This window comes from Acinetobacter uliginosus, assembly GCF_044130295.1.
In the GTDB taxonomy this organism is placed as follows: domain Bacteria; phylum Pseudomonadota; class Gammaproteobacteria; order Pseudomonadales; family Moraxellaceae; genus Acinetobacter.
Window position 1 is genome coordinate 1 of the sequence record NZ_JBIQOC010000107.1, and the last position, 11,742, is coordinate 11,742.

12 protein-coding genes are annotated in these 11,742 nt (G+C 43.0%); 4 read left to right on the forward strand and 8 right to left on the reverse strand.

The window, feature by feature from the left end:
- Window positions 1-231: 231 nt before the first annotated feature.
- The gene (locus tag ACE01T_RS15865) at window positions 232-1,617 is read left to right on the forward strand and encodes a WS/DGAT/MGAT family O-acyltransferase (RefSeq protein ID WP_086196904.1); all 1,386 of its coding nucleotides are present in this window, start codon (window positions 232-234) and stop codon (window positions 1,615-1,617) included.
- Window positions 1,618-1,693: 76 nt separating this feature from the next.
- Here ACE01T_RS15865 and ACE01T_RS15870 read toward each other — a convergent pair whose 3' ends face one another.
- The 6 genes from ACE01T_RS15870 to ACE01T_RS15895 all read right to left on the reverse strand — a co-directional run bounded on the left by ACE01T_RS15870 (window position 1,694) and on the right by ACE01T_RS15895 (window position 6,448).
- A complete protein-coding gene (locus tag ACE01T_RS15870) occupies window positions 1,694-1,864 on the reverse strand; it encodes a PA1571 family protein (RefSeq protein ID WP_086196905.1) in 171 nt (56 codons plus the stop codon).
- A 135-nt stretch (window positions 1,865-1,999) separates the two neighbouring features.
- Entirely contained in the window at window positions 2,000-3,454 is a 1,455-nt protein-coding gene (gene rng / locus ACE01T_RS15875) for a ribonuclease G (RefSeq protein ID WP_180081933.1), read from the reverse strand.
- Between the two features lie 42 nt (window positions 3,455-3,496).
- The gene (locus tag ACE01T_RS15880) at window positions 3,497-4,063 is read right to left on the reverse strand and encodes a Maf-like protein (protein ID WP_180081935.1); all 567 of its coding nucleotides are present in this window, start codon (window positions 4,061-4,063) and stop codon (window positions 3,497-3,499) included.
- A complete protein-coding gene (gene mreD / locus ACE01T_RS15885) occupies window positions 4,051-4,542 on the reverse strand; it encodes a rod shape-determining protein MreD (RefSeq protein ID WP_086196908.1) in 492 nt (163 codons plus the stop codon). The genes ACE01T_RS15880 and mreD overlap by 13 nt, the downstream gene beginning before the upstream one ends.
- Window positions 4,529-5,386, reverse strand: coding sequence for a rod shape-determining protein MreC (gene mreC, locus ACE01T_RS15890; protein ID WP_086196909.1), 858 nt, complete (start codon window positions 5,384-5,386; stop codon window positions 4,529-4,531). The genes mreD and mreC overlap by 14 nt, the downstream gene beginning before the upstream one ends.
- A 15-nt stretch (window positions 5,387-5,401) precedes the next feature.
- Window positions 5,402-6,448: a rod shape-determining protein gene (locus tag ACE01T_RS15895; RefSeq protein ID WP_086196910.1), complete on the reverse strand. Its 1,047-nt coding sequence runs from the start codon at window positions 6,446-6,448 to the stop codon at window positions 5,402-5,404.
- A 132-nt stretch (window positions 6,449-6,580) separates the two neighbouring features.
- Between ACE01T_RS15895 and gatC the strand changes: the two genes are divergently transcribed.
- From gatC to gatB, 3 genes are read left to right on the forward strand one after another with little or no spacing between them, the layout of a single operon-like run.
- A complete protein-coding gene (gene gatC / locus ACE01T_RS15900; protein WP_086174772.1) occupies window positions 6,581-6,895 on the forward strand; it encodes an Asp-tRNA(Asn)/Glu-tRNA(Gln) amidotransferase subunit GatC in 315 nt (104 codons plus the stop codon).
- Window positions 6,896-6,947: 52 nt separating this feature from the next.
- A complete protein-coding gene (gatA, locus tag ACE01T_RS15905; RefSeq protein ID WP_395519655.1) occupies window positions 6,948-8,426 on the forward strand; it encodes an Asp-tRNA(Asn)/Glu-tRNA(Gln) amidotransferase subunit GatA in 1,479 nt (492 codons plus the stop codon).
- Complete coding sequence (gene gatB / locus ACE01T_RS15910) at window positions 8,426-9,901, forward strand: Asp-tRNA(Asn)/Glu-tRNA(Gln) amidotransferase subunit GatB (RefSeq protein ID WP_395519656.1); 1,476 nt, start codon at window positions 8,426-8,428, stop codon at window positions 9,899-9,901. The genes gatA and gatB overlap by 1 nt, the downstream gene beginning before the upstream one ends.
- Before the next feature lie 48 nt (window positions 9,902-9,949).
- On the opposite strand, the gene ACE01T_RS15915 is transcribed toward gatB, so the two are convergent.
- Both ACE01T_RS15915 and ACE01T_RS15920 read right to left on the reverse strand, forming a co-directional pair.
- On the reverse strand, window positions 9,950-10,888 hold the full coding sequence (locus ACE01T_RS15915; RefSeq protein ID WP_395519657.1) for an abortive infection family protein: 939 nt from the start codon (window positions 10,886-10,888) through the stop codon (window positions 9,950-9,952).
- 319 nt (window positions 10,889-11,207) lie between these two features.
- Window positions 11,208-11,603 (reverse strand): lysozyme inhibitor LprI family protein, encoded by a 396-nt coding sequence (locus ACE01T_RS15920; protein WP_395519658.1) that lies wholly within the window; start codon window positions 11,601-11,603, stop codon window positions 11,208-11,210.
- Between the last annotated feature and the right edge of the window lie 139 nt (window positions 11,604-11,742).

Genomic DNA, 11,742 nt, shown 5'->3' on the forward strand with positions numbered 1-11,742 from the left:
AGATGAGATGTAACTCATTGAAATGTGTCATCATATTCGTCGTCAGAAAACAAGTATTATGCCATTATTTCAATGAGTTATCTTTTTTTGTCGTGTACAAAGCTTATCATTACACATAAAGCAGTTCATTTCTTTTTGAAAAAAGATATACTAAAAACACTCTTTTATATAATTCTAACAAGCCTGTTCATATAAGAACAGGCACAAAATTGCAGTGAGGCATTCAACGCTATGCGTCCATTACACCCAATTGATTTTATTTTTCTGTCGCTTGAAAAGCGTCAGCAACCGATGCACGTCGGTGGGCTGTTCCTGTTTCAAATTCCTGACAATGCACCTGATACATTTATTCAAGACCTCGTTGCTGATATTCGTAAATCCAAATGTCTTCCTGTTGCGCCTTTTAATAATAAACTCAATGGCCTATTTTGGGATGAAGACCAAGAATTTGATCTAGACCATCATTTCCGCCACATTGCACTACCGCACCCGGGTCGAATCCGTGAATTACTGACTTATATTTCACAAGAACATAGCGCACTGCTTGATCGTGCCAAACCACTCTGGACCTGCAACATTATTGAAGGCATTGAAGGCAACCGCTTTGCCATGTACTTTAAAATTCACCATGCTATGGTTGATGGTATTGCCGGTATGCGTTTAGTAGAAAAATCACTATCCTATGATCCAGAAGCCAAGAGTATTGTGCCACTCTGGTGTGTCGAAGGTCCTCGTGCTAAACGATTAAAAGAACCGAAAGCAAGTCGTATAAAGAAAGTCATGGGGGCTGTAAAATCACAATTTGAAGCGACCCCTAAAGTCATGTATGAACTATCGCAAACCATCTGCAAAGATATGGGGCGCAATCCTGACTATGTTTCCAGTTTCCAGGCACCCAGTAGCATTTTAAATCAACGAGTCAGTTCATCACGCCGTTTTGCCGCACAATCCTTTGAATTGGGCCGCTTAAGCAAAATTGCAAAAGCACTGGGTGTCACCATCAATGATGTAGTCTTGGCCATCTGTTCTGGCGCACTGCGTGAGTATTTGATCAGTCATCACGCATTGCCGAAAAAACCGCTGATTGCTATGGTTCCGGCTTCAATTCGTGATGATGATTCTGAGGTTTCAAATCGTATTACCATGATTTTGGCTAATCTGGGTACGCATAAAGATACACCTTTAGAACGCCTGCAAATTATTCGCCGTAGTGTGTTAAATGCCAAGCAGCGGTTCAAACGCATGAATTCAAATCAAATTTTAAACTATAGCGCATTAGTTTACGGTGCAGCTGGTTTAAATATTGTCTCGGGAATGATGCCAAAACGCCAAGCGTTCAATATTGTGATTTCTAACGTGCCAGGGCCACGCGAACCGCTATACTGGAATGGTGCAAAACTGGATGCACTCTATCCAGCTTCAATTGTACTGGATGGACAGGCACTGAATATTACCATGACCAGCTATTTGGATAAACTGGAAGTGGGGTTAACCGGTTGTCGTAATGCCTTACCGAAAATGCAAAACTTGCTCACGCACCTGGAAGATGAAATTCAGCGCTTTGAAGAAATTGTAGGTCAAGATATTCCACCAAAAAAGTTAAAAGCGGTGAGTTAACCGCAGCTTCCAAAGAGTGAATAATAAATAAAATAAGGGACCTTTTAGAGGTCCCTTTATTTTCTATTGCACGAAATTAATTCTTAATTGCACGACATTGATTTAATAGTTGATGACAAACTGAATGAATCATGGCCGCTGTAATTTGAACTTCTTTACCCTGCTCATTGACGATATAACCGTTTTGGCTCATTTTATTATCTGTAACTTTCGTATTTTGTTGAACTGCTACTTGGCTTATACTCATGTCATACCTCTTGTTTGCTAAACCAAAACTGGGAGATTTTGGCTTTGGCTACTTGTGTATGACTAGTATTCAAAATTCAGCCTAAAAAGTAAAATTTCAGATGTAACAAGTGTTTAACGATATTCTGTTACAATTTCAGCTCAGAATGATATCGTATTGCTCTTGCGTATACAGATTTTCCACCTGAAATTTGATGATACGCCCTATAAAGTGCTCTAAATCGGCCACTGCAGGTGCTTCCGCTGTTAACAATCGGTCAATCACCGATGGGTGTGCCACCACAGTAAAACCACTTTTACATTCAAAAGCACGTGCATATCTTAAAATTTCCCGAAAAATCTCGTAACACACTGTCTCTGCCGTTTTCACATAACCCCGTCCCTGACAGGTTGGACACGATTCACATAATAAGTGTTCTAAAGATTCACGAGTACGCTTTCGGGTCATTTCCACCAGGCCCAGTTCTGAAACCTGGGTAATTTTGGTTTTGGCATGATCACGTTCCAGCATACGCTCAAACTGGCTCATGACTTCTTCACGATGCTGGGCTTCCTGCATATCAATGAAGTCAATAATGATAATGCCACCCAAATTACGTAAGCGCAGCTGACGGGCAATGACTTGAGTCGCTTCCATATTGGTTTTAAATACGGTGTCTTCTAAAGTCCGGCCACCGACGTAGGAACCGGTATTGACATCAATGGTAGTCATAGCTTCAGTCTGGTCGATCATCAGATAGCCACCCGACTTCAATGCTACGCGTGTTTGCAGGGCCTTCTGAATATCTTCTTCAACATTGTACAAGTCAAAAATGGGACGTTCACCCGGATAGTGAACCAGCCGGTCTTGCATGCTCGGCACAAACTCTTGCACAAATTCTTGCAACTTGGCATGTATTTCGCGTGAATCGACAGAGATTTTAGAAGTATCTTCATTGGCCAAATCACGAATGACCCGCTGTGGCAGCGGCAGTTCTTCAAAAATCAGTGAAGGGACGGCAATGCTTTTTTGCTTGCGTTGAATAAATTCCCAAAGCTTGGCCAAATACGCCATATCCTGTGCAATTTCAGCTTCAGGAATCCCCTCTGCCGCAGTACGGACAATGACGCTGCCGGGTAATTTATGCTCGCTTTGAATGCGTTCGATCATCGAACGCAGCCGGTCTCGTTCTTCTTCTGATTCAATGCGTTGTGATACACCGATATGATGACCATAAGGCATCAATACCAGATAACGTGAAGGAATGGAAAGATCGGTAGAAAGACGCGCCCCTTTGGTCCCCAGCATATCCTTCATCACTTGCACCGTGAGAATTTGACCGGGTTGCAGCAGTTCAAAAACATTAGGGGTTGGTTGATTGCGGGGCCAGACCATATCGTTGATATGCAGAAAAGCGGTTCGAGAAAGACCAATATCGACAAAAGCAGCCTGCATACCCGGAAGTACACGCACCACTTTACCTTTATAAATATTACCCACCAATCCACGCTTAACCGTACGCTCAACAAATAATTCATTGACCGTGCCGTTCTGGATTAAGGCCACACGACATTCCATAGGTGTGACGTTAATCAACAACTCGTCAGACATAATAAAACTCAAAACATTATAAAAATTCTTTTTTGAGGTCAGTTAATTTAGTGCCTTAACTGCCTGTAATAACTGTACGGTTTCATGTAAAGGCAAGCCCACGACATTGCTATAACTGCCTTCGATACGGGGAATATAACGCGCTGCGATGCCTTGAATGGCATAAGCACCCGCTTTTCCTAAGGGTTCCCCTGTTGCCCAATAATCTTCCATATCATTGAGACTTAACTTTTGAAACTCAACCTGTGTTCGTACCACTATACTTGATTTTTCTGTTCTTGTACGCACACAAACACCTGAAAAGACATCATGCTTGCGCCCGGAAATGCGCTGCCACATTTCAAAAGCATGTTGTTTTGATTCAGGTTTACCTAAAATCTGATTATCCACACCTAAACTGGTGTCAGCGGCTATGACGATGGCATCCGGAAATTGCTCCAATACAGCTTGAGCCTTGCTACAGGCTAAACGCTCGACATAGGCGGCAACATCTTCTCCGTCAAGAATAGATTCATCGATATCCGGACCATAAATCTCGAATTCTAAACCTAACTGTTGCAGCAGTTCCCGACGGCGTGGAGAACTCGAAGCCAGAATTAAACGCGCCATTTTTTAAGCATAAAATACATGACAGGGAAAACCAGCACACTGCTCAATAAAGGCTGCCAGTGTCGGGTAATGGAAAATTGCAAGCCACCCATCGTTTGGGCAATCCAGATCACAAATAAATGTGCCATTACTGCCAGAAAGCTAATCACCCAGAGATTGCCAAAGGTCATGATACGTCGTTCACGGGTTAAAAACCGGACAATAAAGGTAATCAACACAAAACTTAGTGCATTCATACCTAAAGGGGCATCCACCAGCAAGTCGGTAAACATGCCGGTGGCAAAGGCAAACCAGATTCCGCACCATGTAGGTTGGCACATCACCCAAAATAGCATGAGCAGCAACATGAATAAGGGACGTGCACCTGACACGGCATAAGACAGTGGGTAAACCATCAGCACCGAACAGACAATGACTGAAACAATAATCGCAATTAAAGGATCCCGATTGCTTTCAGCCCTTAATTTAGCGAGTGGCATGTGGCTGCTCCATCGCTAATGAATCAGAAAAAAGGACAACGACATGATGTCCACCGGCCAATTGTGCGGCTGGAATGACTTCAATCTGGGCAAATTCACCCGAATTATGCCGGTTAACTTTAGACACCGTGCCAACCAGATAGCCTGCAGGGAAATGTGCACCCAGACCTGAGCTATACACTTTTTCACCCACCTTGACATTGGCACTGGTCGGAACATATTCCATCTTCAAATGACCTAAATCACCTGTACCCGATACAATGGCACGCATCCCGGTATGTTCCAAACGCACAGAGAGAGAATGTTCTTTATCGGACAGCAACATAATACGGCTACTATGCGAATTGACATTGATGATCTGCCCCATAATTCCTTTATCGTCCAGTACGGTTTGACCGACCTTGAGCTGACTGTTGGAACCACGGTTAATCACAATAATATGCCGTAATGGATCGGCATCTGTACCGATGACTTCTGCAATTTCCATGCGCCCATCAATAATCAAAGGCGTATCCAGCAGACCTCTTAAACGGGTATTTTCGGCAGAAAGTTCAGATAATTTTTGCAGACGAACCTGAGCCTGTAATAACTCGGCTTGCATCGCGGTATTTTCACGACGTAACTGGGCTTCAGACTTGGTTTGTTGATTGAGCCATTCTCGCGATAACACTGGATAGCTTGCAAGGGCATAAATAGGATTATATGCCGCATACAAGACATCACGTGCGGGCTGAATCACATGCGGCATGCGCCAGTTAAAAAACAGCACCACCAGACATGTAATCACCGCAATGATAAATGAGCGAAAAGATGGCGGTTGTCGAGAAAACAGTTGTGTTTGCACCGCCTGGTCCCTAACTTAACCTACAAATAACATGTCGTGATTTGGATTATCGAAGAATTCCAGTACCTTACCACCACCACGAGTCACGCAAGTCAACGGATCTTCAGCCACAACCACAGGCAAACCGGTTTCTTGCGCAAGAAGTTTGTCGAGGTTACGAAGTAGTGCGCCACCACCAGTCAGCACAATGCCACGTTCTGCAATATCAGAAGACAGTTCAGGCGGGGTTTGTTCAAGTGCAGATTTAACCGCAGAGACAATATTTTGTAATGGGTCTGAAATCGCTTGGGTAATTTCGTCTGAAGTCACCGTGATGGCACGAGGAACACCTTCAGCTAGGTTACGGCCACGCACTTCAATTTCCAGCGGCTTCGCGCCTTCATCCGGAAGTGCCATACCCACTTCTTTTTTAATCACTTCGGCAGTGGTTTCACCAATCACACAGCCATGCGCTTTACGTACATAGTTAATGATCTGTTCATCAAAGACATCACCACCAATACGGAGTGAATCTGCGTAAACACAGCCCTGCAATGAAATAATTGCGATTTCAGTGGTACCACCGCCCACATCGACCACCATCGAACCACAGGCCTGTTCAACCGGCATACCGGCACCAATTGCAGCAGCCATTGGCTCTTCAATTAAGCGGACATCACGTGCGCCAGCATTGAATACCGCTTCACGAATGGCACGGCGCTCAACCAGCGTTGATTTGCACGGTACACACACTACAACACGCGGTGCAGGTGGGAAAAGACGCTTTTCATGTACTTTACCAATAAACTGGTTCAACATGGTTTCGGTCACTTCGAAATCGGCAATCACCCCGTCTTTCATCGGGCGGATTGCAGAAATATTTGCAGGTGTACGACCGAGCATTTGTTTAGCATCAAGACCAACCGCGGCAACGATTTTCTGTGAACCGCTGTGACGGATGGCCACAACCGTCGGTTCATTTAATATAATGCCTCGTCCTGGTGCATAAATAAGTGTATTTGCTGTACCTAAATCAATGGCTAGATCGGGCGAAAACAAGCCAATTAGTCTTTTTAGAATCACGGAGACGTTCTCGATTAAACTTTATGTGGACGCAAGGTGGCAACTTTAACTAAATGTGATGATTTGGACAAGTCAATCGCTTATTATAACGCACGATATTTTGAATTTTTTTAATACTGATTAGGTAATATTATGTCTACATCGGATGCACAGCATTCTGCAGATTTAAATGCAAAAACAGTTTCAGCAATCGCACATCTGGCCCGATTGTCGCTAAATGATACGCAATCTGCTGAATATGCTCAAAGTCTAAATAAAATTTTAGGCATGATGGAAACCTTAAAAGGCATTGACACTGAAAATGTCGAGCCGCTTAAAAGTCCATTTGACCATCCACAGCCCTTACGTGAAGACGTGGTTTCTGAAGAAAATCATCGTGAAGAATATCAAGCTGTTGCACCGGCAACCCAAGATGGCTTGTACCTTGTTCCACGTGTGATTGAATAATCTTTATTCAGTTAAATCATTTTATTAAATTAAACGTAAAGAAATATTTCTCATGACAGATTTACATCGCTTATCGATTCGTGAACTTTCCGAAGGTTTAGCTGGGGCTAAATTTTCGTCTCGCGAATTGACTGAACATTATTTAAAACGCATTGAAAAAATCGATGCTCAAGTACAATCTTATGTGACTGTAACCGCCGAGCAGGCATTGACCCAAGCCGATGCTGCTGATGCTGCAATTAAAGCGGGTCATGCAACCGCTTTAACCGGTGTGCCAATCGCGCATAAAGATATTTTCTGTACCCAAGGCATCAAAACCACTGCCGGTTCTAAAATGCTGGACAATTTTATCTCTCCTTACGACGCGACCGTTGTAGCGAAAGGTAAAGCTGCGGGCTTAGTCACTCTTGGTAAAGTGAACATGGACGAATTCGCCATGGGTTCAACTTCCGAGTCTTCTTATTTTGGCGCGACCAAAAACCCGTGGGCACTGGATCACGTTCCGGGTGGTTCTTCAGGTGGTTCTGCTGCGGCTGTAGCGGCTGACCTTGCACCATTTTCAACCGGTACCGATACTGGTGGTTCGATCCGTCAACCGGCTTCTTTCTGTGGTCTGACCGGTCTGAAACCAACTTATGGCCGTGTATCACGTTTCGGTATGATTGCCTATGCATCATCTCTGGATCAGGGCGGCCCAATAGCACGTTCAGCTGAAGACTGTGCCTACCTTATGAACGTGATGGCAGGTCATGATGCCAAAGATTCTACTTCTGTAAACAAAGACGTTGATGACCATGTTGCCAATCTGAACGGCACATCGGTGAAAGGTTTACGCATTGGTATTCCTAAACAGTACTTCAATGTTCACGGCTTGGATGCAGACGTAAAAGCACGTGTTGAAGAATCACTGAAAAAATTGGAAGAGATGGGCTCAACGTTGGTTGAGATTGACCTCAACATGACAGAAGCTTATGTTCCAACTTATTACCTGATTGCCCCTGCTGAAGCATCTTCAAACTTGTCACGTTTTGATGGTGTGCGTTATGGCTACCGCTGTGAAGATCCGAAAGACATTATGGACTTGTACAAACGCTCTCGTTCAGAAGGTTTTGGTAAAGAGGTTCAGCAACGTATCCTCATCGGTACTTATGCGCTTTCTGCGGGTTACTACGATGCGTACTATGTGAAAGCACAAAAAGTCCGCCGTTTAATTCAGCAAGATTTCCTGAAAGCCTTTGAATCGGTTGATGTGATTGCAGCCCCTTCTGCACCTACAACTGCATACCGAATTGGTGCAAACCTGTCGCCTGTGGAAATGTACTTGGGTGACATCTACACCATCGCGGTGAACCTGGCAGGTCTGCCTGCGATTAACGCGCCTGTTGGTTTTGACAAAGATAACCTACCTGTTGGTTTACAGCTGATTGGTAACTACTGGTCAGAATCTCAATTGTTGTCTGTGGTACATCAGTATCAACAAGCAACGGATTGGCATACAAAACGCGCTGCAATTGCTGAGGAGAACGCATAATGGCTCAAGCTCAAAAGAAACCAAAGTCAAACCTGATTGATGGTTGGGAAGTCGTTATTGGTATCGAGATTCACACTCAGCTGGCAACCAATACTAAAATTTTCTCAGGTTCTTCAACTGTTTTTGGTCAAGACCCAAATACACAAGCCAGCCTGGTTGATTTAGCGATGCCGGGCGTATTACCAGTACTCAACAAAGAAGTGGTTGATCTTGCAATTCGTTTTGGTTTGGGTATCGACGCGTATATTGACAAAGCATCTGTATTTGCACGTAAAAACTACTTCTACCCTGACTCTCCTAAAGGCTACCAAATTAGCCAGATGGACAACCCGATTGTGGGCTTGGGTCATATCGACATCCAACTTGAAGATGGCACCACTAAACGCATTGGCGTAACCCGTGCACACCTTGAGGAAGATGCTGGTAAATCGATTCATGACCAGTTTGAAGGTATGTCAGGTATCGACTTAAACCGTGCAGGTACGCCGCTGCTTGAAATCGTATCTGAACCCGATATGCGTTCGGTTGAAGAAGCGGTTGCCTACATTAAAGCGATTCACACGCTGGTGCGCTGGTTAGGCATTTCTGACGGTAACATGGCAGAAGGTTCGTTCCGTGCTGACTGTAACGTGTCTTTACGTCGTCCGGGTCAACCATTCGGTACACGTTGTGAACTGAAAAACCTCAACTCATTCCGTTTCATTGAACAGGCAATCAATGTTGAAATTGAACGTCAAATGGAAATTCTGGAATGGGACGGCACAATTGATCAGGAAACACGTTTGTTCGATCCTGTGAAGATGGAAACGCGTTCAATGCGCTCTAAAGAAGAAGCGAACGATTACCGCTACTTCCCTGATCCAGACTTGTTGCCTGTAATTATTGCAGACGAGCAAATCGAAGCAATTCGAGCGACTATGCCTGAGCTTCCTGCTGCACGTCGTGCGCGTTTCGTGGCGGACTTTGGTGTGACTGAGTATGATGCTCACGTTCTTACACTGACTCGTGAAATGTCAGAGTTTTACGAAGATGTGGTGAAAGCTGCTGGCGGTGCTGCACAAGGTAAGATTGCTGCAAACTGGGTGATGGGCGAATTCTCAGGGGCTTTGAACAAAGCAGGCTTAGATTTGGCTGATTCTCCTGTGTCGAGTGAAAAACTTGGCGGTATGATCGCGCGTATTGTAGACAACACCATTAGCGGTAAGATCGCGAAACAGGTGTTCGGCTTTATGTGGGACGAGGGCAAAACTGCGGACGAAATCATTGCTGAAAAAGGCTTGAAACAGGAAACTGATACAGGCGCAATTGAAGCGATTATTAAGGAAGTACTTGCTGCTAACGAGAAGATGGTTGAAGAGTATAAATCTGGTAAAGAGAAAGCTTTCAACGGTCTGGTTGGTCAGGTGATGAAAGCGTCTAAGGGCAAAGCCAACCCTGCACAAGTGAATGAATTGATGAAGAAATTGATTGGTTAATCTGATCTTTTTTCTAAAAGAAAACCCGCTTTAGAGCGGGTTTTTTATTTATAAATTTTCTTCTGCTTCTACTAAAAAAAGTATTGTTGATGCAGTCATATTTAAAGCATATTCGACAATATACCGTGGTATTTCTTTTTCTTCACTGCCCGCGCCATGCCCACTCAATTTATTTCTCGCAGTGGGGACTCCACTTTCTAATAGAGTTTTTAAAGAAGTAAACTTACTTTCCCAAAAGCTTGGAATTAGTTGGTTATCAAAACAGGTTTTTATTAAACTGCTAGCCGTCGCATTACTTTTAATACCCCATCCTTGCTTATCACAAATAATACGCATAGTGCTTTCAAAAGCTTTTAAGCATTCATTTAAAGCTTCATGATATTTACCATTTCGATAGTGTTCATGTGCCTTATGAAACTCAGAGTTTGCTCCTTTAAACCTTTTTCTAGATAAAATTTCTAAAGACGGTTTAATAATTTCGGAATGAGTAAAAGTATTATCTCTTCGAATAATTTGCCCTTCGACAAACTGATACCCTAAGCTATGCTCATCAAAACGATAATTTAATTCTTTAATAGCCGTTTCAGTTCTTTTATCAAAACCCGATGACTCAACTGCATATTTATAGTCGTCCATCGTAGCAATATTGTTTGAAATTCTAAAAGCTAGTTCAATATAATCCAAAGCTTTACTAGTATTTTTTTCTGATAAAAAGCCATTAATAAATTCTAAGTTATATCCGTGATACTCATGCTTATAGTCTTGTGTGAGATTGAAAACTCCAAAATCTCTTGCTAACATTTCTACCAAAATTTTATAAATATCATCTTCATTCACAATTGAACGTAATTTATCCCCACGTTTTCCAAATAAATCATTAAAGAGATAGGTTACTTGAACACGGAATGGATGTGGCAATACATCATATTCATATACATCATGGTCTTTTTTTGTCTTATTTCTTTTAGAAAACAACTCCAAAACCATCTTACCCCCAATTAAATTCAATATTCTTAATAGGTTATTTTATACACTTTAACAATCTCAACAAGCAACAATATCCCCCCCCAAATTCTAAGACTTAGGATGTATTCAACTTTCAATGTCCTTCTTTATGCGTGACTAATGCCCTCACTCCCTTGCGAAGCAGTGCTTCTCATCCCATAGGGAGAGGGAGACTTCATTACAAATCATATGACGGTATTAATTTAGTCTCGGGAATCCCCTCTCCTGAGCGAGTTTTAAAGCACTGCTTTTAAAACGATGCGCAAGAAAGGATGAGGGCTAGGGAGAGGATTTTTAAAAATTAATACTCTTCTCTTAAATTTTCTAGTTCAGTCGCACGTTCCACCGTCGCTTCCATGTAACAACTATTACTATTTACAGTTGCAATCGTCCCGCCATTCGGGTCAGCATAAAAATCGCAATTAGCATCACGATAGCGAATCCAGAGACGCTGAACCTCTTGAAGCTGTTTTTTACGAGTTGCATTCAGCGAGGCCATCGTCTGCTTATAGGCATTATTTAACCGTGTATCCTGGCGATCTGTTTCGGCCGCAATACAATCCAGCATATTTACAGTAACGCCACCTGAGCGATCCATACAATTTGAGTATTGCCGACTCAAATCATTGTCCCCTGCGTACAGCGCAGGAGAAAATATAAACATACTTAAACCCAATAAAGCAGTGCGTTTGAACATAACAACCCCTATCTTTTCATTTATGTTATTCATAATAAATAACCTGAGTTCGATGAAATCCACTTAACCTTTTAGCATATTTTGGAAAGTTGGCTTATTGGGGTTCAAACAATAAGCCACTACAGCAGCCATGATATTC

Excerpts from the sequence above, each read along its gene's own strand:
- ACE01T_RS15865 (WP_086196904.1), top strand. The coding sequence starts at position 232 with ATGCGTCCATTACACCCAATTGATTTTATTTTTCTGTCGCTTGAAAAG.
- ACE01T_RS15870 (WP_086196905.1), bottom strand. The coding sequence starts at position 1,864 with ATGAGTATAAGCCAAGTAGCAGTTCAACAAAATACGAAAGTTACAGAT.
- rng (WP_180081933.1), bottom strand. The coding sequence starts at position 3,454 with ATGTCTGACGAGTTGTTGATTAACGTCACACCTATGGAATGTCGTGTG.
- ACE01T_RS15880 (WP_180081935.1), bottom strand. The coding sequence starts at position 4,063 with ATGGCGCGTTTAATTCTGGCTTCGAGTTCTCCACGCCGTCGGGAACTG.
- mreD (WP_086196908.1), bottom strand. The coding sequence starts at position 4,542 with ATGCCACTCGCTAAATTAAGGGCTGAAAGCAATCGGGATCCTTTAATT.
- gatC (WP_086174772.1), top strand. The coding sequence starts at position 6,581 with ATGTCTACATCGGATGCACAGCATTCTGCAGATTTAAATGCAAAAACA.
- gatA (WP_395519655.1), top strand. The coding sequence starts at position 6,948 with ATGACAGATTTACATCGCTTATCGATTCGTGAACTTTCCGAAGGTTTA.
- gatB (WP_395519656.1), top strand. The coding sequence starts at position 8,426 with ATGGCTCAAGCTCAAAAGAAACCAAAGTCAAACCTGATTGATGGTTGG.
- ACE01T_RS15915 (WP_395519657.1), bottom strand. The coding sequence starts at position 10,888 with ATGGTTTTGGAGTTGTTTTCTAAAAGAAATAAGACAAAAAAAGACCAT.
- ACE01T_RS15920 (WP_395519658.1), bottom strand. The coding sequence starts at position 11,603 with ATGTTCAAACGCACTGCTTTATTGGGTTTAAGTATGTTTATATTTTCT.